Here is a 21,285-nt window from a genome sequence, read left to right on the forward strand (position 1 = left end):
TTCACGGGCCACGCGAAAGCTTACTGGTTGTGGGTCTTCAGGACCTGATCGCAAGCCTGCGAGATCTTGGCCCGGTTCTCCTTCAGGCAGGCCAGAATCGTGAAATCGCCCTGATCGATGACCGGACGGCAGAACTTCTGCACATCGCGCGTGCAGGCCTTCTGCTCTTCGGCCGTGCCGCGCCCCTGCTGGGGCTGCTGGGCGAGCGCCGCGGTCGAAAGGGATGCCGACAGCAGGGTGAGAGCGAGGAGAAATTTACGCATTGTAGTCCTTCATTCTGACGGCAGAATCTCTCCGTTCCCGGACAGCACAGGGCGGACGACCGGAACGGATTGTTCTGATGGCGTTGCCGCGGAGCGCGCAGCAGTGGAGACAGCACAAGCACTGGTAAATGCGGCCAAATTGGCACCAAATCCACCAGATCGCGCCTTCGCACGGCATTCATTGGCAGATGTAAGAGATTGATACTATGAGATTATTTAGGCAGCCGGTGTTTTGCCATGGACCTGTTGCAGACATGCATCGCAAGCCCTTGCGTACGTCATCGAAAAGGCACAGCTGAAACCCGTGCGGGGAACGTCGAACACGGCCGCAATCGTTCGCCGTCCTGACACCTCGCAAGTCTATGGTTTGAACCTGCAAGCGTATGGGGACACTAAACCTTCGATGCGGCGAGACGTTCTATTAGGAGCGAACGTCATTCAGAAAACGGGATATTCGAACATGAAATTCTTTGGACGGTCTGGACTGGCGATCAAGGCGGCGGGCATTGGCGCCGCGCTGCTCTTCTCGGTTTCGGCGAGCCACGCTCAGTCGTCCGGACCCTTTGCTGGCTTTGACGGCGCCTGGGCGGGCACCGGAACGGTGTCGTTGTCCGACGGGTCTACCGAGCGCATCCGCTGCAAGGCGGACTACAAGGTCGCGGCCAGCGGTCTCGGCCTGAAGCAGGCGCTGCACTGCGCCAGCGACAGCTACAAGTTCGACCTCACCAGCGAAGTGACGAGCCAGGGCGACCGCATCTCCGGCAATTGGAGCGAGGCGAGCCGCAACATCTTCGGCAATTTGCAGGGCACCGCCGGCGGCGGCCAGATCGACGTGTTCGTCGAGGCCAACGGTTTTGCCGCCAATTTGACGCTGCGCACCAACGGCAACAAGCAGACGGTGCAGATCAGCTCCAAGGGCGAGATCCGCGGCGTCAACATCACCATGGTGAAGAGCTGACGCGCTTCGCCTTCACTCGATGAGCAGACAACATGGCCCCCGGTTCTCGCGAGCCGGGGGTTTTTCATGACATGGACCCTGTTCGCAGAACCCTGCTCAAGGCCGTCGGCCTTCTCGCCCCGCATGCGGCATGGGCAGGTGACGCGCCGGTGACAGAGATGCAAAAGCCCGCCGTCAAGCCGCGTCACGTGCTTTGCTTTCTCGGCAAGGACGAAAGCCTGCTGCATCCGCCGAAGGACGTCGTCAAGACGATCGAGGATTTCGGCTTCGAGATCGACCGCACCTATTCGCAAGCAAAGCCCGACCCGCACATGCCGCGGTCGTTCTCGGTGTGCTGGGATCGCGTATTTCCGCTAGCGTGGTCGGCAGCAGACGAGCAGGCCGTGGTCAACCACAAGTCGGTGCTCTACGTGCTGAGTCCTCGGATGGATCAGCAGAAGACGGTTCCGTATTCGGCGGCGGCCCTGCGCATCGTCGAGGCGATGATCAAAGCGGGCGCAACGGCCGTGAAAGGCGAGAGCGCGGGGGTCGCGCATGGCCTCGAACGTTGGCGAGACCTGGCTGATCAGGCACGCAAGGGCGCAACAACCGGACAGGGTCTTGCCGTGACTCTCGCTTTGGCCAAAGCGTGCCGTCTCGCCTTTGCCAAGCGCCCGCTCGGTGGCGAGCGCTACAACGAAAGCGTCGGCTATCACCTCGTCGGCCTGCCCGAGGTCTACGTTGCAAGATCCCGCGGTAGCGATCAGGACGCAGTGAACCTCATGGAAGAGATCGCCAACGAGATGGCCGAGCGCGGCCTCGAGGCGACGCTCAAGGCGCGCAAGCTCACGCTCTCACACGAGACGCAGTACCGCGAGGACGACTTCAAGTTCAATCCGTACGGGATCGTCCGTATCGAGGCGTGAGCGAGGCGCGGCGCGAGCCGCTCTCGCTCAGATCGCCCGCTTGTCAGCCCCTTGCAGCTTCCCGTGCAGGTTGATCAGCCACATCGCCGTCGGGCGCAGGATGAAGAGGTCGGCAACCAGCGCTGCGACCATCGAGAAGGCGCTGAGCCAGCCGAATAGCCTGAGCGACGGCAGGTCGGAGAACACGGTCACGACGAGGCCGCAGGCGAGCACCACCGTGGTCAGGATCAGCGCGGGGCCGACCAGCACGGTAGCGCGCTCGACCGCGAGCGCCGAGGAGACGCCCGGCTTGCTCTCCAGCCTGAGGCGATTGAGGAAGTGGATGGTCGCGGAGAGGCCGAGGCCGAACGAGACGGTGAGCGCCACGACGCTGGCGAATTGCAGCCCCTCACCCATCGCCCACAGCACCGTTCCCGACATCACCACCGGGAAAATGCCCGGCAGGATGCAGGCGAACATCACCACCCAGGAGCGGAAGGCGAGGCCAATGAAGATCGCGACCAGCGCGAACTCGACCGTAAGGCCGCGGTTCAGCTTCTCGATCATGCTGGCCGAGTTGCGCGCGGCAATCGCCGCAAGGCCGGTCACCGCGACCTCGTAGCCGGGATGTTTCTGGCGTACCGCGTCGAGCTCGCTGTCGAGCTTGTCGACGATAGGCAGGAGCTGGCTGGAATCCTTGTCCGGCACGCGGCCTGCGACCACGACCGCGTCCTGTTCGGCGTCGATGAACCGTCGCACCAGATGCTCGGGGATGACGTTCACGTATTCCTTCAGGGTCGCGACATCCGCGCTGCCGGCCTTTTCCGCCAGCCACCTGCGCAGCGTCTCCAGCGACCAGACGTTGCCGACGCCGGCCGCCTTCTCCACGGTCGCGTGCACGTCCGCGATCGTTTGCAGGGTCTCCGGCGAATAGAGCGTCTCCCCCTTGGGGAGCGTGATCAGGACGTTGACGGGATTGGCGCCGGTCAGCTTGGCGTCGAGCCGGTTGCTGGCGGCGACCGCCTGGCGCTTGTCCGGCACCTGGTCGGCAAGGCGGTAGCGCGGCTGGAGGTTGGCGTAGATGACGCCGAGGCTCGCCACGAACAGCAGCGCGATCAGGCTGAACAGACCGGGCCGACCCACCATGCGCACCGCGATCCAGTAGCAGAAATTGCGCAGCGCCTGCACACCGGCATCCGCGCTCTGGAACTTGACCGCAAAGACCTTCTCGTTGCGCACGAACAGGACGCCGAACACCGGCACCAGCGACAACACCGTAACCAGCGCGATGATGGTGGCGGCGAGCCCTGCCTCGCCGAACTTGCGAATCAGGTCGGAGTCGGAGAATTGCAGCGCGATGAAGGAGATGCCGGCGGTGCCGTGCGTCAGCACGCAGGCAGGTCCCACCACCAGCACCGCGTTCTTGAACGCGGTGAACTTGTCCTGGCCCGCGATCAGCCGGTCTCGCGCGGCGAAGGTGAGCTGCATCGAGTCCGAGAAGCTGATGACCATGATGAGCGGCGTCATCACGTTCAGGAACATGTTGAGATTGAAATTGGCCCAGCCGAGCGCGCCGAGCGCCAGCAGGATCGCGATCATCGGCGGGAACGCCGCCACCACCATGAAGGAGATCTTGCGGAAGAAGATGATGGCAATGATGCAGCCGGCGAGAATGCCGAGGATGTTGTAGGTCAGGCCGTCGCGCTCGACCGCATTGCGGATCTCGAGCTGCATCACCGGCACGCCGGAGAGCTGCACACTGAGCCCGGTGTCGCCGAGATCCTCCTTCATCAGCGCGCGGATGTCGCCGACGACCTTGCCGAGCTTGCTGGAGGCGACCACCTCCGGGTCCAGCGAGAGCACGACCAGTGCGAGCGTGCCGTCCTCCGACAACAGCTTGCCGCGGATGATCTCGTTCGTTTTGACGGTTTCGATGAACTTGTCGTAGGCGGCGCCCTCGGGCAATTCAGCCGGGAACAGCGCAGCCGGCAGCTTGCCAGGCGCCGGCGCCTGGCGGGCGGAGAACAGCGAGACGAGGCCGCGCGTGCCTTCGACGAGCTGCATGTCGGTGATGAAGTCGCGCAGCTTCATCAAGTTGTTGCGCGCCAGCAGGGTCTTGCCTTCGATCACGACGAGGACGTCGAACTCCTCAGCCGGGAACTTCTTCGTCACCTCTTCATACTGATGGAATTCCTTGCTGTTGGAGCGGAACAGCTGCGACAGCGAATCGTCGATCTTGATCCGCTCGATGCCGAAGACGGCACCGACGATCAGCGCGATCAGGATGAGGCAGGAGAGGATCGGCGCGCGGACGGCGACCAGTCCGATGCGTTCGAGTCCAAAAGCGATGGAGGACGAAGGTCCCTGCTCGACCTTGTCGACATGAACCTCACTCTCGCTGTGCTTTTCGAGCATGCCTTGTCCAGTTCCTAAATCGGCTCAGTTGATGAGCTTATGCGCCCCGCATATCGGCTTGAAAACGCCATACAGATGGGAGGCTTGCCCTTTGAAAATGCGCGGGAAATTGCCGCGAGGGTTTAGCAGGTCGGCACGCCCCCTCGCAAGCACGCGCTGGGCAACAAAATCGATCAAGATACGGCAATTTCGGCCCTTGATGGCTCATTCCGGCAGCGCTGCGCCGATTCGCGCCGGGGAATCGCCGCTCTCGTCCTTCAGCGCCACACCGGTGACGCCCCGCGACAAGCTGGCCCGGACCAGCCAGGCGATCTTGAAGGCCGCCTCGCCATAGCTGAGCCCAGCCCGATGGATGTTGGAGACGCAGTTTCGCTCGGCATCGGTACGGCCGGGTCTTGGCGCAAAGGTCAGGTAAGCCCCGAGGCTGTCCGGGGTCGACAGTCCCGGCCGCTCGCCGATCAGCGTCACGACCATGCCCGCCCCCAGGATGGCGCCGATCTCGTCGCCCAAAGCAACACGGGCGCCTGAGGCGACAACGATATGGCCGATTGCGACAGGCGCCGGTTCGGCAAGGCGCTTCAGCAGCGCGCGCAGCAACCCGACCGCATGCGCATGCACCGCCGTCGGCGACAATCCGTCGCCAATGACGATCGCAACCCGGCCGGGGTCCGCGGCGCACGCCGCCAGATGCTCGGCGCAAGCCGGCTCGAGCTGGCGTCCAAGGTCCGGCCGCCGCAGATAGGCGCCGCGATCGGCGGCGCGGCTCCTCGTCGCAATGACCGGAACACCGAACTCGCCAAGCCCGGCGATCATCCGCTCGGAATCGAAGACGGCATGCACGGCGTCGCGGGCGCGCGCGTGATCGAGCGTGAAGTCGAGCAGCGGCTTGGTCGGCAGACTCGCCCCGCTGCGCCCGAGCGCGACGCGCGCCGGTGTCAGCGTCCGCAGGTCCAGGGTCGGGCGACTCGGGTCGGGTGGGCTAGACATGTCGCATCATTCGGCGGGAACGGACGCCTCGCGCAGCCGCAGCGAGTAGTTCGACGCGTTCTGCTGGCCGCTCGATGCCGCGCGCGCGAAGGTGATGAGATGATGTGCGATCATGGCGCAGCCGATCAGGCCTTCGAGATCGCCACGCCTGATCCGGCCCAGCGCGAACTTCCAGAACACACGTCTATAGTCGCCGAGCACGCCGACCTTCCAGAAGATGTTGCGCAGCATGACGAGACCGCGCCTGATGTTGGGCCAGGTCTTCATCTCCGCAGGCACCGGCACCTTGAGACGGTTGGCATAGGTGTAGTCGCACTGGTGCTGATAGCGCGCATAGACCTTCTCGGGCGCGTAGGCCCGCTCCATGCAGAATTTCCAGGACGCCACGACATCGTCATAGGGCAAGAGGAAGTTGACGTTGGAATCGCGGCCTTCGTCGTTGATCAAACGGCCCTCGCGCGCGAGCCGGTCCCACAGCGGCGTCTTCGGCAGCGCCTGGAGCAAATTGATGGTGAGCAGCGGGATGCGGGATTCCTCGACGAAGGAAAGCAGTGCATCCGACGTGTTCGGCTTGTCGGTGTCGAGCCCCATGATGATGCCCGAGACGACCTCCATGCCATAGGAGTTGATGGTGCGCACGCCCTCCAGGATCGGGACCATCATGTTGTGGTCCTTCTGCATCGCATGCAGCGCGTCGGGATCGGGCGTCTCGATGCCGCAGAAGATGGTGATGAAATAGGCCTCGCGCATCTTCTCGAGGATCTCGGGGCGCTTGGCGATGTTGAGCGTTGCCTCGCAGGCAAGCCGCATCACATAGCCGGTCTTTTTCTGCCACTCGATCAGATGCGGCAACAGGTCCATCGCCGCCTTGCGGTTGCCGATGAAATTGTCGTCGACGAAATAGACCGTGTCGGTCATGCCGCATTCCCGCAGGCGGTCGAGCTCGGCGATGATCTGCTGCGGCGACTTGATGCGCGGGTTGCGGCCGTAGAGGCCGGGGATGTCGCAGAACTCGCACTGATAGGGACAGCCGCTGGAATACTGGATGCTGCCGAGGAAATACTTCTTCACCTCCGCAAGCTCGTAGGCGGGGATCGGAAACTCCGTCATCGGGACGCGGTCGTTGGTCGTCAGCACCACCTGCTGCGCCGGGCGCGCGGTGTCGCGCGATAACATCGCGATCAGCTCATTGGTGGCGTCACCGAGTTCGCCGACATGGAGATAGTCGAAGGACGGATAGTAATCCGGGCAGGCGCTGACCGAGGGGCCGCCGAGCGCGACCGGCAGATCGTGCTCATGGGCGCGGCGGCAGATGTCGTTCATCTGCTGGCGCTGGATGTGCATGCCGCTGACGAAGACCGCCTCCGCCCAGTCGAACTCCTCCTTCGTCGTCGGACGGAGGTTCTCGTCGACGAACTTCACCTGCCATTCCCTGGGCAGATAGGCGGAGATCAGGAGCAGCCCCTGCGGCGGCATGAAGGCCTTGACGCCGTCGGTCAGGGGATAGGCGTGCTCGAAGGTGCCGAAAGACGATGTGTAACGCGGAAAGACGCAGAGAATGTGCCGGACCGTTCCGTTGCTTTCAGCGCGCATCGAACTTCCCCCAACGACTTCCTACAAACCGTGCAGAATAGACATCAAGACACATAACGTAACGCTGGGCCCGAATTTCCTCAATATTGTGGCATGGGCCTAATTCATGAGACGCAGCAATGGTTTCCCCGGTTCACGCTGATTGTCGGGGATTATTCGAAATTCCCCCCGGCTTCAGGCGATCAACCGCGAGGCAAAATCGGGTAGCAGCCCCGCATCGCGAGCAAGTCGGAAATCGGCACCCGCAATCCCGCTCTTCGTCAGCCAGTCGTCGAACTCCGGCGCGCGGTGCAGGCCGAAAACGTCGCGGACATAGAGCGCGTCATGGAAGGAGGTCGACTGATAGTTCAGCATGACGTCGTCGGCGCCCGGCACCCCCATGATGAAGGTGACGCCGGCGGCGGCGAGCAGCGTCAGGAGATTGTCCATGTCGTCCTGGTCGGCTTCGGCATGGTTAGTGTAGCAGATGTCGACCCCGAGCGGCAGGCCGAGCAGCTTGCCGCAGAAATGATCCTCGAGCCCTGCCCGGATGATCTCCTTGCCGTCATAGAGATATTCCGGACCGATGAAGCCGACCACGCTGTTGACCAGCAGGGGCTGATACGCGCGCGCGACCGCATAGGCCCGCGCCTCGCAGGTCTGCTGATCGACGCCGTGATGGGCGTTGGCCGACAACGCCGAGCCCTGGCCGGTCTCGAAATACATCACGTTCTGCCCGACCGTGCCGCGCCTCATCGACAGCCCTGCCTCGTTCGCTTCCCGGAGCAAAGCGAGATCGATGCCGAAGCTGCGATTGGCGGCCTCAGTCCCGGCGACCGACTGAAACACCAGGTCGACCGGCACGCCCTGCCCGATCAGCGACAGCGTCGTCGTCACATGGGTGAGCACGCAGCCCTGGGTCGGGATGTTCAGCCGCGCGATGATCTCGTCCAGCAGCCGCAGCAACTGGCCGATGGTCGTGGGGTCGTCGCTCGCCGGGTTGATGCCGATGCAGGCATCGCCCGCGCCGAGCAGAATGCCGTCGAGGATCGAGGCGGTAATGCCCCTGGCGTCGTCGAAGGGATGGTTGGGCTGAAGCCGCGTGCTCATCCGCCCCCTTAGGCCGATGGTGTTGCGGAACGATGTGATCACCTCACATTTGCGCGCCGCCAGGATCAGATCCTGGTTGCGCATGAGCTTCGACACCGCGGCGGCCATCTCCGGCGTGATACCGGCGGACAGCTTTCGCAAACCTTCCCTCGTCACGGCGTCCGACAGCAGCCAGTCGCGGAAGCCGCCGACGGTGAGCGTGGCTACCGGCGCGAAGGCCTTTGCATCGTGGGTGTCGATGACGAGGCGCGTGACCTCGTCGGCCTCATACGGGATCACGGCCTCCTGGAGGAATTGGCTCAGCGGAACGTCGGCGAGCGCCATCCGCGCCGCGATCATCTCTTCGGCGCTGCCGGCCGCGATCCCGGCCAGCCGGTCACCGGAGCGCGGCGGGGTCGCCTTGGCCAGGAGGTCGCGCAGATCGGCGAAAACATAGCTCGTCGCATCGATGGTGTGGCGGTAGACCAAAAGCTCCTCCGGCGTCAGTCGGCCAAAGGCCGACGCAGGATCCATCTTGCCCCAAGGTGTACGAGCCCGGCGGCGTTAGTGCATGTCGATCTTTGCAGCATGGCATGCCGATCCCGGAAGGCGCTGTGCCGAACGGACAGCCCCATCAAGAGACTGATATTCCTCATATTTTCTACGACCAAGGTCTGAGGTGCAACCCTGGAGCGTTAACGCTGCGTCCACCTTCATTCTGCATAGTTTTGTATCAATTTTACCGGCCGCGCTTACCGGCCGCGCGCAAAGGCCATTCGGGCCCTGAGAGCCATGACAACTGATCAAACTGGGAATCCCACGCACCTGGCGGGCCGTTTCACGCTCGCAACCAGGCTCTATTCGATCTTCGCGCTGTTCGCGCTGCTGACCGCGGGGATCGCGGTGCTGTCCGACTACAACAGCCGCCGCGGCGCCGAGCTGACCGCCGCGATCGAGACCGCGAATGCGGCAGCGCTGAACGTCGAGCGCGTCAACTCGCTGGTCTACGCCGTGGTGATGGAATCCCGCGGCGTCTACATGTCGACCGACCCGGCCGTGGTGAAGAAATACGGCGAGGGCCTTCTGAAGTTCAACGGGCAAATCCTCGACGTGGTCAAGCGCTGGGAGACCATCGTCAAGGCCGACGACGCCGAGCAGTTCGCGACCTTCAAGAAGCGCATCGAGCAGTTCGTCGACTTCCGGAAAGAACTGGTGCGCCGCGCCAACGAGATCGGCGCCGCGGCAGGTCGCGAATGGGGCGACAACGACGCCAACCGCAGCGTCCGTTCGGCGCTGAACAAGGATCTCGAGGCGCTGTCGAAGGTCTATGCCGAGCGCGCCAAGCAGATTACTCAGGAGACCGAGACCAATCGCACGCTCTCCTTCGTGCTGACCTGCCTCGGCGGCGTGGCGCTGGCGCTCGTCGTCATCGGCATCGTCATCATCGCGCGCTCGATCGCCCGTCCGCTCTCGACGATCACCGCGACCATCAAGCAGGTCGCCGACGGCGAAGAGAGTGTCGTGGTGCCGCACACGGAACGCGCCGACGAGATCGGCGCGCTGGCACGCGCGATCCGGATCTTTCAGGAGGCGATGGAGCGCAACCGCAACCTCGCCTCACAGGTCTCGCAGGATTCCGCGTCGCGCGACGAGCGCGCCCGACACATCGAGACCTCGGTCGAGGCGTTCCGCGAGGCGATCGGCGCGGTCATGCGCGGCCTTGCCGACAACGCGTCCGCCATGCGCGAGACCGCGCAGACCATCACCCGCGTCACGGCAGATGCCAACACGCGCGCCGGCACGGCGGCGAGCGCCACCGAGCAGGCCTCGCACAACGTCACGGCGGTGGCGGGTGCGGCGGAAGAGCTGTCGGCCTCCGTCGAGGAGATCGGCCGTCAGGTGCGGCAATCGGCGAGCGCCGTCGAGCAGACCGGCCAGCGCACCGAAAAGTCGATCTCCGAGATCGAGAGCCTGGCTGCCGCCACGCAGCGCATCGACGGCGTGCTCAATTTGATCCAGGCGATCGCCGAGCAGACCAACCTCCTCGCGCTCAACGCCACCATCGAGGCGGCGCGCGCCGGCGAGGCCGGCCGCGGCTTTGCCGTCGTCGCCCATGAGGTCAAGGCGCTCGCGGGGCAGACGGCGAAGGCGACCGCGGAGATCAGCGAGAACGTCGGCATGATCCAGTCCTCGACCCGCAATGCGGTCGAGGCCGTGCGCGAGATCGGCGGCGCCGTGCGCGAGATCAACGACGTCACCTCGGCGATTGCCGGCGCCATCGGCCAGCAGGACTCCGCGACCCGCGAAATCTCCGCCAACGCTCAGTCCGCCGCGCAAGGCAACGAGACGCTGGTCGCCAACATCACCTCGCTGCGCGACGCCATCGGCGAGACCGACACCGCAGCAACCTCGGTGCTGACCGCGGCAAGCAGCCTGACCGCAACGGCCGACACGCTGTCGCGCGAAGTGGAAAAATTCTTCCAGAATTTGCGCTCGGGACCCGCTGAGCGCCACATCGCCAAGGCGGGCTAGCTCTTCGCATCAGCCGACGCTGTGCCACGAGCCCTTGTAGGAACGTCGCAGAAGCGCGAACAGACTGCCGCCAGTCGCAGCGCCTAGCAGATAGACGACGACGGAGAGCAGCGCGAGCGGCAGGCTGAGGTTCACCCTGAAGAACGAGACCGTCACGGTCTCGAAATTCTGCGCGGCGAACACCACGATCGCGACCGCGAACAGGATGATGATGGCGAGATAGACCCAACGCATGACGCACTCCCCTTCGGCCGCGCGGAGGATCGCGCGGTCAACCGCGACTTAAAGCTCACCTTTGCTCGCGCCTTAGGTGCTGCGCCGCAGGCTGAAGCCGAGGCTCAGCCAGCCCGCGCCGGCAAAGATCAGGTCGATGCCCAGGAACACACCGAGGATGTAGACGCTGTTGACCGGCCAGCGCGCCAGGATCAACAGGCCGAGCAACAAGGTGATGACGGCCGAGAGCGCGACCCAGATCCAGGGGCTCTCCCGCTTCATGCTGAAGGCGAGAAACAGCCTGACGACGCCGGAAGCGATCAGCGAGGCGCCGAGGAACAGGGTCAACAGCACCGCGGCAAACAGCGGGTTCTCGAAGGTCAAAAAGCCCGCGATGACGTAGAGCACGCCGAGCAGCGCCCAGATCAGGAACTTGCCCCAGCTCTTCATCTGGAACGCGCCGATGACCTCGGTCACGCCGGCCACGATCATCATCGCGCCGACCACGAGCACGCTCGCCACCGTCGCCATCACCACGCTACCGAGCGCAATGAAGCCGGCAATGAGGTAGACGACGCCGAGCGCGACGATCCAGCCCCATTTCGGGCGCAACGCCGCGATGCCGGAGCCCAAGCCTAGGCTGTGAGACATATCCGAAGCAGTTGTCATGACGGTTACTCCTACAAGCGAACCCCCACGGCACACGTCAGGATAGCATGGGCCCAGCGGGGGCAACAGCCAGAAGAGCAGCCGCCGCCAGCGCCGCTATTGATGCAGGTCAAGGCCGACACAGGGCACGCCTCAGGCGCGCGACCGCTCCATCTCAAGCTCGGCCTTCAGACTGTCGAGATCGCGATAAATTGAAGCGACCGCCAGCACGCGGCCGCCTTTCCGGTACCGGAGCAGGCAGTCCTTGCCCGACACGCTGCCGTCGATCTCGATGTCATCCCAGCCTTCGGCGTGGCCGACATAGTTGATCGGCACGTCATAATGCTGGCTCCAGAAGAACGGCACGGCGTCGTAGCGTTCGCGCCGGCCCAGCATGTTGCGCGCCGCGGTCTGACCCTGCCGCTCGGCAACCACCCAGTGTTCGACGCGGATGCTAGCCTGCGAATGCGGATCCGGCCAGCGCGCGATGTCGCCGGCGGCAAAGATGCCGGGCGCGCTGGTTTCGAGGTAAGCATCGACCGTCACGCCGCGATCGACCGCAAGCCCAGCCCGCTCGGCCAGCTCGAGGCGCGGCTTGACGCCGATGCCGACCACCACGAGGTCCGCCTCGATCTCGCCGCCACTTTTCAGGTGCGCACGGCGGCCGTCGAGCTTCTCCACGGTGTCCCTGAGGTGGAAATGGACGCCGTTCTCTTCATGAAGAGCACGGACGAAATCGCCCATCTCACGCCCCAGGATGCGCTCCATCGGCCGCTCCTCCGGTGCGACCACGTGAACCTCGAGCTTGCGCGCCCGTAAGGAGGCGGCGACCTCGAGGCCAATGAAGCTCGCCCCGATCACCAGCGCGCGTTTGGCGCCGCCGGCCGCCGTGATGATGGCGCGGCTGTCGGCGACCGATCGCAGGGTGTGGACATGCGGCTGGTCACTGCCTGGAATTTTCAGCTTCACGGGCTCCGCGCCGGTCGCCAGCAGCAGCCGGTCGAACGGCACCTCGTCACCGTTGTCCAATGCCACATGACGTTGTTTCGGATCGAGCGCGGCGACGGAGGTGTCGAGCCTGAGATCGACACCTGCGTCTGCGTAATAATCCTCGGGCCGGAGCGGCAGCCAATCCTCCGGCGCGTTGCCGGCCAGATAGTCCTTGGACAGGTTCGGCCGGTCGACCGGCAAGGCACTGTCGTTGCTGAGCATGGTGATGCTGCCGGCAAATCCTTCGCGGCGGAGCATTTCGGCCGCCGCAAATCCTGCCGCGCCGCCACCGACGATGACGAACCGGTCCGGCGTCGGCGCGGAGCGGTGCGGCGCGGCCTGCGGTGGCGCCTCTCGCTTGCGGCGCACGACGATCTTGTCCTTCTCGCGTTCGACCTCCCAGACCGCCAGCGCATTCAGCGCCGGCGCCGCGACCGCCTCGCCGGTGCGTAGCGAGAAGCAGGCGTGATGCCAGGGACAGCGGATGGTGTCGTCGACCACGAGCCCTTCGGCGAGCGGACCATGATAGTGCGTGCAAGCGGGTTCGATCGCCACGACTTCGGCGCCGAGCTGCACCAAGAGAACGTCTTCGTCACCGACATGGCCAAGCAGCTTGCCGTCGTTGAAATCGGCGAGGTTCACGCCCTTGCTCAGATCGGGTCCGCTCGGATTCTTCTCTGCTGTCATGGCGCATCCTCCCGGCCTGCTTGCGCGGCTCCAGGTGATGGACGGCTGCAACAGCAAAAGGTTCCCGCGACTGCGAAAAAAGCGCGACCCTGCGGCTAGCGTTCCGCGGCTCTGCGGAGGTCGAGGACGGCCTGCGCCCATTCGGCGGGCCGCTCCTGCGGCAGATTGTGACCTGCCCCGTTGAACACGCGCCGTTCGAAAAAGCTCTCGAACTTGCGCGCGTGATGGGCGGTGCCACGAAGGACGCCGTCATGATCGCCGTCGATCGCGATCGTCGGCACGCGGATCGGCGGCTGCGCGGCAAGCTGTGCCTCGATTGCCGCATAGGCGGGATCGCCTTCAACCAGCGCATAGCGATGCCGGTAGGAGTGGATCACGACGTCGACGAAGTCCGGATTGTCGAACGCGGCTGCGCTTCTATCGAATGTCGCATCATCGAACGCCCAGGTCGGCGACCACATCGACCAGAGCTGGCGGGCAAAGCCGCGCCGGTTGCGCTCGAGCGCGCGGCGGCCACGCTCGTTGTGGAAGAGATATTGATACCAGAGCGCGGCCTCCTCCGGTGGCGAAGCCGGCTCCATCGACCGCGCGATGTTCTGGATGTTGTACGAATTGCCGGAGACGAGCCCGACGACCCGCTCCGGGCACAGCACCGAGACCACACAGGCCGCGCGCCCGCCCCAGTCATAACCGCCGAGCACCGCACGTTCGATCTTCAGAGCGTCCATGAAGGCCAGGAGATCAGCGCCGAGCGCCGCCTGCTCACCTGAGCGCAACGTCTTGTCGGACAGAAATCGCGTCCCGCCATAGCCGCGCAGCCACGGCACCAGCACCCGCGCGCCGGATTGCGCAATCAGCGGCGCGGTCTCCGCATAGGCGTGGACGTCGTAGGGAAAGCCGTGGCCCATGATACAGGGCCAGCCGTCCGGCGCGCCGAATTCGAGATAGGCGATTTCGAGGACGCCGGCGGTCACTGTTTTCGGTTGCATGTTAGCGAGTACTACTTCTGCGGCCCAGACAGCGTGATGTCGCGCTCGGCACGGTATACATTGCTGTAGAGGTTGGCGATCCACTGCCGGCCGATCTCGGTCTTGTTGAGATAGCCGATCTCGGTCTGGATATGCGGGGCGACGCTGTCCCAATAGAATTGCGGATAGCGGTGCACGACGTCGGCGGGCGAGTCGTAGCCGAGCTGACGGTTGATGCCGACCTCCTCGAATTCATAGTAGAGCGCGTTGGCCTTGCGCAGATAATTGGGATCGCCGAGTTGGCCGATGAAGTCGGCGGCGCGCAGGATCGAGGCGTCTTCGTCATATTCCTGGTCTGCGCGCGCTGGAAACCGCGTGCCTTCAATGGCTCGCGCAATGCGCTCATGGTCGAGACCAGGGACGCCCTTCAGGCGCTGCCTCACATAGAGCTTCGAGCGATCAACGTGATAATTCATCAAGCTTGCGTCAGATGCGCCGCGCTGCAGCGCAACCTTGGTGCCGGCCTCGTCGATGACAAAGCCATCTTCATCGTCTTCCTTGAACAGGCCGCGCACATAACCGATGTCGTGGGCGAGGCAAGCGATCAGGATGTGGATGTAATCCTCCGCCGGCAGATGCGTGTGGAGATGACGGCCACTGAGGATCGAGTGCGCGGCCAAGGTCACCAGCATGGTGTGTTCGATATTGTGATAGAGCGCGTCGCTGTTGCCGATGCACTCCATCGCCGTGCGGGTCGCAGACTCCAGAACCCGTGCGTAGGATTCGTCGTAGCGGCGGCGCATGAACGAGCCGAGCAGCTTTTCCAGAGATTCGGCAGCCAGTCTCGGTAACGTGATCATGGATGCAGCCCCGTTGTCGGTGGTGTCCCCACACCAACTCCTGACGCCTCGTTTCTCCTCGCCCGGGGCAGCATAGCCTATCTCGGTCTCACTGACCAAATCTCCAATGGCGGCGTAACGAAAAGATTTGTGTTGCGCCACGCCGCGCGACAGCTTTGTCATCCTATCGAGGATGGCGAGGATTGCCAGTCAGGCCAACGCGTGCCGCGCGGTCGGTCATCGGTGCCGGCATCCGTCCCCGGCTTGCTCGGGGATGACCGCGCGATCCGGTATTCCGGGGACTATCGAGATGAACGGCGGAGCCGCGGCGTGCCCCCCGGCCCGGCCGCATGCGCTCAATCGGTCCGCGCGAGCCGCCTCAGCATGGCGTCGAATGCAGTCTTGATCCTGCGAACGAACGGGTCCTTGTAGGGGAAATCCGGGTTCTCGTCGTGCACCAGCATGGAGGCGTTCACCTCGAAGACGACGAGATAGCCCCTGCCGTCGAGCGCGCAGTCGATACCGAAATAGTCGAGACCGATGCGGCTCCTGACCATTTGCAATACGTCATAATGACCGGCCGAAAATACCGATTTGGGGGCACGCAGGAATTGCTCCTCCTCGCGCTGCATCCAGTCCTGGCTTGCCATATCCGTGCTATCGCGGTGGAGCTTCCAGCCGTCCCCGATCGCCAGATGATAGGGCAGGATCTCCTCGCCCACGAAAATGAACCGGTACTTGCGGAAAAAGCCGTCGGCGGACCGATAGTCGATAGGCTCGATCAGATAGCGATCCTCACTCACGCGTTCGGCGAGGAACGCCGTCAGAGCATCGGGATCCTCAAACCTGGCGAAGAACTCCCCGCCGTGGGTCCCTGCCGGCCTTGCCAGCAACGGAAACGTCAGGTCGTTTCCTGCGGGCGGAAGCACGTGACCCGCGGCGATGCGCAGTGTGCGCGGAACGCGACAGGCTGGAATGCCGGCAAGCACAGCCGCGGTCGCATCGCGTGTCGTCCGCAAGGCCTTTTCGGGTTCGTTCACGACCGGCTTGCCGATGTGCCTCGCAATCTCATCGGCGAGCGGCAGGACGGCCGCGCCCTGATCAGCGTCGCATACGAGGTTGACGACGACGTCGACCTCACATGCGAGCGTCGCGAGATCCGGCCGGATCGAGGGCGATAGCGAGAGGATGTCCGTCTGGTAGGCGCAATCCCGAAACAGATACGCGACCGGCGTGTTGCCGACGAAGGGCGCGAACAGAGCGAGCACGCGGAAGCTGGCCGGCGACCGCGTCGCGGGTCTGCGCAGCACCGGATGAAGCCGGACGGCTCGCTCATAGGCGGCCTCCGAAGCCTCGCTCTCGCCGATCGCCTGCCGGATGGCGCCGATCCAGTAGAGATTGTCCGCCCGCTCCGGTGCGAGCGCAGCGGCCCGTTCGAAATGCGCGATCGCATCCTCGATCTGCTTCAGCTCGAAGCAAACCTTGCCGAGCTCGGCATGAAGGCCCGCGTCCTCGGGCGTCTCCTCGATGAGCTCGCCCAGCAGAACCTGCGCTAGCACATATTGCCTGGTCGCGACGAGTGCCTGCACCAGATTGGTCCGCGACGGACGGTGCGCCGGGCTCAGCCGCAGCGCCTCGAGATAGAGTGCGATGGCCTGCTGCGCCATGCCGGTCTTCAAATGCACATTGCCGAGGTTGCACCAGCAGGCGACGAGATGCGGCGCAAGCCGCAAGGCGGCCCTGTAATTGTCGGCCGCGGAGTCGAGATCGTCGCAGAGCATGAAGGCGTTGGCGAGCGCGGCATGGAGGTCGGCCGCAATATCGGCGGCCGTGCCGATCGACATCGTGGCCGCCAGCGCGAGACCAGCCCTGAAGATCGCGATCGCATCCTTCAGCTCACCGCGCTTGTAATGCTCGCGTCCCGTGCGCAGCAGGTCGGCGGCGCTGGGTCCGGTCGGAACCTGCGGCGAGAGAGCGGTCGACATTGCGCTCATGCGCTCTCCGCCGGAAACGTCGCAGTGAAGGTCACCCCGTGCAGATTGACGGTCGGCGCGATGCCGTAGTGATTGGCGCCGAAGATACGCAACCGGCGCCACAGCTCGTCCTTGCTGATATCCAGCGGAATGTCGCAGATGGCCTTGTAGTTGCGCCGCGAGTTTCTTCGACCGCTCCATTGGATCGCCGGACGCGGTGCCGGCAGCGACGGCTGACGGGCCAATCGATCGGCCCATTCCACGAACAGATTCAAGAGCTGGGCGTAAGTCAGCTCGCACAGCGCGAAGACGCCGGCGTTTTCCGGAATGGGAAACGGCGTGACGTCGATGATCATGCCGCTATCGACCCGCTCGGCCATGGCGTGAAGGGTCACGCCGAACTCGGTCGCGCGGTCGTAGAGCGCGAAGTGCGTCGGCGCCCAGCCGGGATAGGTCGGCGGCCCCGGATGGAAATTGTAGGCGCCATAACCGAGCTTCGCGAGCAGGTCGGCGGGCACGATGGTGTTGGAGGCAAAGGCGATCAGCCGGGCTTGCCGAATAAGCGATGGCTCGAGACTCATGAGCTCGTTGATTTCGGTCACAGGCCTGATCGTCAGGTCCTGTCGGTGGCTTCTCAATATTTGCGACAGCGCCGCCTGCTCGGCCGCTTCCGTCAGCAACACAACGGCCTCGAGCATCGGTTACCGCTTTGTTAAGGATGATAGTGAGCCAAAATGTCGCAGCGCCCCTGTTAACAGCGCATTAACGATGAGCGACTGGACACGCGAGGGAAACATCGAGAAACAAAATTGTTGGTGTCGCGGGGAATGACAGCCCAAGACGCGGCAAGAGCGCCGCCCTACTCCACCAGCAGCACGTCCACGGCGACGCCGAGCTTCTGCTTCGGCGAGCCGACGATGATGCCGTCGACCGGCGAGACGTCGGAGAAGTCGCGCCCCATTGCGAGCACGATGTGATCATTGGCGACCAGGAGATCGTTGGTCGGATCGAGCCCGACCCAGCCGAGCTCAGGCCCGCACCATAGCGAGACCCAGGCGTGCGTGGCGTCGGCGCCCTGCAAGCGCGGCTGGCCGAGCGGCGGGATCGTGCGCAAATAGCCGCTGACATAGGCCGCCGGCAGCCCGAGCCCGCGAAGTCCTGCGATCATCACATGGGCAAAGTCCTGGCAGACGCCGTGGCGCTTGTCGAACACCTCGTTGAGCGGTGTCGAGATCACCGTCGCCTTCGGGTCGTAGCGAAATTCGCTGCGGATGCGATGCATCAGATCGATAGCGCCGGCAAGGATGCCGGCGCCGGTCACAAAGCTCATCGCAGCATAGGCGCTGACGGGACGCAGCACCGGCACCAGCGGGCTCGCAAAAACGTAGCCGACCGGCGACGACGGCCCGAGGCTCGTCGCCTCGAAGGCGATATCGCGGATGCTTTCCCAAGGAGGGCTCAAGGCATCACGCGCCGGTGGCGTTCGCGACACCGACACGCGGGAGCGGGAATCGATGCGCAAATTGCGATGCGAAACTTCGATCACAACGCTCTCGGTCAGAGTGCCGAAGAAATCGCGCCGGGCTTGGCGGTCCGCAGGCCGCGGCCGGATCTCGACGTGGTGCGAGATCAGCTCCTGCCCGTCACCGCTCTTCGGCTCCAGCCGCAGCGTGCAGCGGGCGAAGCTGACCGGACTCTCGTAGGAATAGGTCGTGACGTGACGGATGTCGTAGATCACGCAAGCCCCGTCAGCTTTTCCGGCCGGCTGGCATTGGGACCGTGCGGGAAGTAGTGCAGCCCGATCGCCTCCGCGAGGTTGAGCAGGTCCTGCTCCAGCGAGAACAGCGTCTTGACCTCGAGCTTCTCGGCCTCGGCCGTGGCGAGCATCGCCTGCACGGCGACCGCGAGCCGCTGCGGCTTCTCGATCAGGCCGTATTCCTTCAGGCTCGGCAGTGCTGCGATGTGCTCGTTCAGGCTTGCGACCTGGAAGGCGACCGAGCGCGGATTGTAGGTGTCGAGCACCGCGAGATCGCGTACCGGCGCGAGCAGCGGCGCCAGCAGATAGCGCGAGCGATAGGTGATCTGGCAATCGACCAGCGTGAGGAGCACGTCGAGATCCTCGTCGCCCGCCTCGTCATAGGCGAATTGCCGCGCAAAGCGCGTGGTGTTGATGGCGCGCTCGGCGCGGCGGCCCATGTCGAGGAAGCGCCAGCCGGCGGCGCGGTTCATGTTCTCCTGCGCAAGGCCGGCGAAACTCGCGAGCTCCTGCAAGGTAAGCTCGGCGGCGCTGAGCACGCTGTCGTCGTCCTCGACCTCATAGGCGAGCCGCTCGGCCATCTCGGTGATGACCTGCCAGGCATCGGGCGACAACCGCTCACGCAGGCCGGTTGCCGTGCGTTGCGCAGCGCGCACCAGCGACAGCGCCGAGCCGAAACGGTCGGGGCTTTGCAGTGCTTCCGCGGCGATCCGTCCGGGGGCCGTGCGCGAGGCTTGCGAGATTGCGCCCCAGGCGACGAGGATGCGCTGGATGCGCTCGGCGGACTGCATCGCGGCCGATGCGCCCTTGTTGTTAGGCCCGCGCATCGGCGAGCCGAGTGCGCGCACCAGCCGCAGCGTGGCCTCGGCGCGCTCGAGATAGCGGCCAAGCCAGAACAGATTGTCGGCGGCACGGCTCGGCAGCACGCCGGCGATGCGGCGGATCCGCACCTTGTCGGTCGCCGGCAGCAGCGTCGCGGTGGAGACCTGCTTCTCAGAGACGACCCAGACGTCGGCGGCGCGCGCGCCATCGCCCATCGAGACGGCGCGGGCGTCCGCCTGCTCGGCGATCCGGCAGAAGCCGCCGGGCATGATGGTCCAGCCGTCGGGCGTCGCGGCAGCGAACACGCGCAGCACGAAGGGGCGCGGGGTGAGCTGGCCCTGCTCCCACACCGGCATGGTCGACAGCCGCACCACCTCCTGGCCGACATAATCCATGCCGCGTCCGCCGATCGCGTCGATCAGGCGCTGGCGCTCGGATGCGTCGAGCTCGCCCGCAAGCACAGGACCCGTGCCGTGGAAGCCGGGAACGCCACGGCGGTAGGCGCCTTCGATCGCGACCTCGTCGAGCCGTGCCAAAACCTCCTCGCGCGCCGAGCGCTGGCCGCACCACCAGGTCGCGATGTGCGGCATCTTCAGGTCCTCGCCGAGCAGGCGACGGCTCAGGGCCGGCAGGAAGCCGAGCAGCGCCCTTGCCTCCAGCACGCCCGAGCCCGGCATGTTGGCGACGACGACGCCATCCTTGCGCAACACGTCGATCAGCCCGGGCACACCCAACCGCGACGACGCGTCGAGCTCGAGCGGATCGAGCGAGTTGGAATCGACCCGGCGCAGGAGCACGTCGAGCCGCTTGAGGCCTGCGACGGTGCGGATGTGGATGCGGTTGTCGCTGACCGCGAGATCGTCGCCCTCGACCAGCAGGAAGCCGAGATAGCGCGCCAGCGTCGCGTGCTCGAAATAAGTCTCGCTGAAGCTGCCGGGCGTCAGCACGCCGATGCGCGGCTCGTCGCGATCAGCGCTGGCACGAAGGCTATCCCGAAACGCCTCGAAGAACGGTGCGACGCGCGGGACGTTCATCGACTTGTAGAGGTCTGCGAAGGCGCGCGACAGCACGAGGCGGTTTTCCAGCGCATAGCCCGCCCCCGACGGCGCCTGCGTGCGGTCGCCGAGCACCCACCAGCGCCCGTCGGGCCCACGGCCGACATCGGCGGCATAAATCGACAGGTACCGCCCGCCGGGGGGCGCCACGCCGCAGACGGGCCGCAGATATTCGGGGCTGCCGGCGATCGCAGCGGCAGGGAGCGCACCCTCGGCGACCAGCCGGCCCTCGCCGTAGATGTCACGCAGCACGAGTTCGAGGAGCTGAGCGCGCTGCTTGATGCCGGCCGAGAGCTGCTGCCAGTCGGCCTCGTCGATCAGCAGCGGCAGATGGCTGACCGACCAGGGCCGATCGGCGCTATCGCCGGGCGCCCGGTAAGTGACACCGGCCTCGCGCAAATGCCGGTCGGCCATGGCAAAACGCCGCTCGATTTCGTCGGGCGCCAGCGCACCGAAGGCATCGAAGAAACGGCTCCAGACAGCGCGCGGGGCGCCGTCTGGACTGAGGAATTCGTCGGGGATGCCGGGCAGCCGGCTATAGTCGCGGACCCATTGCGCGACGCGGCGCTGGCTGAGGCGCCTGGCCGCCTGGCCTTCTCCGTCGGTCGCGCCTTCGCCCATGCACCACTCCCTG

At 64.9% G+C, this 21,285-nt stretch carries 17 protein-coding genes; 3 read left to right on the forward strand and 14 right to left on the reverse strand.

Going from position 1 to position 21,285, the window contains the following annotated elements; all coding sequences use genetic code 11:
* Positions 1–20: 20 nt before the first annotated feature.
* Positions 21–263, reverse strand: a complete 243-nt coding sequence (locus NLM33_RS12490) for a hypothetical protein (protein ID WP_254096340.1) — start codon at positions 261–263, stop codon at positions 21–23.
* A gap of 460 nt (positions 264–723) precedes the next feature.
* On the opposite strand from NLM33_RS12490, the gene NLM33_RS12495 reads away from it, so the two are divergent.
* A complete protein-coding gene (locus tag NLM33_RS12495) occupies positions 724–1,221 on the forward strand; it encodes a hypothetical protein (RefSeq protein WP_254096341.1) in 498 nt (165 codons plus the stop codon).
* A gap of 71 nt (positions 1,222–1,292) precedes the next feature.
* Entirely contained in the window at positions 1,293–2,126 is an 834-nt protein-coding gene (locus NLM33_RS12500) for a hypothetical protein (RefSeq protein ID WP_254096342.1), read from the forward strand.
* A gap of 27 nt (positions 2,127–2,153) precedes the next feature.
* On the opposite strand, the gene NLM33_RS12505 is transcribed toward NLM33_RS12500, so the two are convergent.
* The 4 genes from NLM33_RS12505 to NLM33_RS12520 all read right to left on the reverse strand — a co-directional run bounded on the left by NLM33_RS12505 (position 2,154) and on the right by NLM33_RS12520 (position 8,657).
* Positions 2,154–4,520 carry an RND family transporter gene (locus NLM33_RS12505; RefSeq protein ID WP_254096343.1) on the reverse strand — a complete coding sequence of 789 codons (2,367 nt, stop codon included), beginning with the start codon at positions 4,518–4,520 and terminating at the stop codon, positions 2,154–2,156.
* A 204-nt stretch (positions 4,521–4,724) separates the two neighbouring features.
* A complete protein-coding gene (gene eutC, locus NLM33_RS12510; RefSeq protein WP_254096344.1) occupies positions 4,725–5,507 on the reverse strand; it encodes an ethanolamine ammonia-lyase subunit EutC in 783 nt (260 codons plus the stop codon).
* Positions 5,508–5,513: 6 nt separating this feature from the next.
* Positions 5,514–7,100 (reverse strand): B12-binding domain-containing radical SAM protein, encoded by a 1,587-nt coding sequence (locus NLM33_RS12515; RefSeq protein ID WP_254096345.1) that lies wholly within the window; start codon positions 7,098–7,100, stop codon positions 5,514–5,516.
* A 174-nt stretch (positions 7,101–7,274) separates the two neighbouring features.
* Entirely contained in the window at positions 7,275–8,657 is a 1,383-nt protein-coding gene (locus NLM33_RS12520) for an ethanolamine ammonia-lyase subunit EutB (protein WP_254105777.1), read from the reverse strand.
* Positions 8,658–8,960: 303 nt separating this feature from the next.
* On the opposite strand from NLM33_RS12520, the gene NLM33_RS12525 reads away from it, so the two are divergent.
* Entirely contained in the window at positions 8,961–10,700 is a 1,740-nt protein-coding gene (locus tag NLM33_RS12525) for a methyl-accepting chemotaxis protein (RefSeq protein ID WP_254096346.1), read from the forward strand.
* A gap of 9 nt (positions 10,701–10,709) precedes the next feature.
* On the opposite strand, the gene NLM33_RS12530 is transcribed toward NLM33_RS12525, so the two are convergent.
* The 9 genes from NLM33_RS12530 to NLM33_RS12570 form a co-directional block, all read right to left on the reverse strand.
* Entirely contained in the window at positions 10,710–10,934 is a 225-nt protein-coding gene (locus NLM33_RS12530) for a hypothetical protein (protein ID WP_254096347.1), read from the reverse strand.
* Positions 10,935–11,006: 72 nt separating this feature from the next.
* On the reverse strand, positions 11,007–11,582 hold the full coding sequence (locus NLM33_RS12535; RefSeq protein ID WP_254096348.1) for an HdeD family acid-resistance protein: 576 nt from the start codon (positions 11,580–11,582) through the stop codon (positions 11,007–11,009).
* Between the two features lie 132 nt (positions 11,583–11,714).
* Positions 11,715–13,238 carry an FAD-dependent oxidoreductase gene (locus NLM33_RS12540; protein WP_254096349.1) on the reverse strand — a complete coding sequence of 508 codons (1,524 nt, stop codon included), beginning with the start codon at positions 13,236–13,238 and terminating at the stop codon, positions 11,715–11,717.
* A gap of 95 nt (positions 13,239–13,333) precedes the next feature.
* On the reverse strand, positions 13,334–14,227 hold the full coding sequence (locus tag NLM33_RS12545) for an alpha/beta fold hydrolase (RefSeq protein ID WP_254096350.1): 894 nt from the start codon (positions 14,225–14,227) through the stop codon (positions 13,334–13,336).
* 11 nt (positions 14,228–14,238) lie between these two features.
* The gene (locus tag NLM33_RS12550; RefSeq protein ID WP_254096351.1) at positions 14,239–15,066 is read right to left on the reverse strand and encodes an HD domain-containing protein; all 828 of its coding nucleotides are present in this window, start codon (positions 15,064–15,066) and stop codon (positions 14,239–14,241) included.
* Between the two features lie 335 nt (positions 15,067–15,401).
* Positions 15,402–17,039 (reverse strand): tetratricopeptide repeat protein, encoded by a 1,638-nt coding sequence (locus NLM33_RS12555; protein WP_254096352.1) that lies wholly within the window; start codon positions 17,037–17,039, stop codon positions 15,402–15,404.
* Positions 17,036–17,716, reverse strand: coding sequence for a formyltransferase family protein (locus NLM33_RS12560; protein WP_254096353.1), 681 nt, complete (start codon positions 17,714–17,716; stop codon positions 17,036–17,038). Before NLM33_RS12560 ends, NLM33_RS12555 begins: the two co-directional genes overlap by 4 nt.
* A gap of 161 nt (positions 17,717–17,877) precedes the next feature.
* Complete coding sequence (locus NLM33_RS12565) at positions 17,878–18,756, reverse strand: transglutaminase family protein (RefSeq protein WP_254096354.1); 879 nt, start codon at positions 18,754–18,756, stop codon at positions 17,878–17,880.
* Complete coding sequence (locus NLM33_RS12570; protein ID WP_254096355.1) at positions 18,753–21,272, reverse strand: circularly permuted type 2 ATP-grasp protein; 2,520 nt, start codon at positions 21,270–21,272, stop codon at positions 18,753–18,755. The genes NLM33_RS12565 and NLM33_RS12570 overlap by 4 nt, the downstream gene beginning before the upstream one ends.
* Positions 21,273–21,285: the final 13 nt, after the last annotated feature.

Origin of the sequence: Bradyrhizobium sp. CCGUVB1N3 (genome assembly GCF_024199925.1) — a bacterium.
In the GTDB taxonomy this organism is placed as follows: domain Bacteria; phylum Pseudomonadota; class Alphaproteobacteria; order Rhizobiales; family Xanthobacteraceae; genus Bradyrhizobium.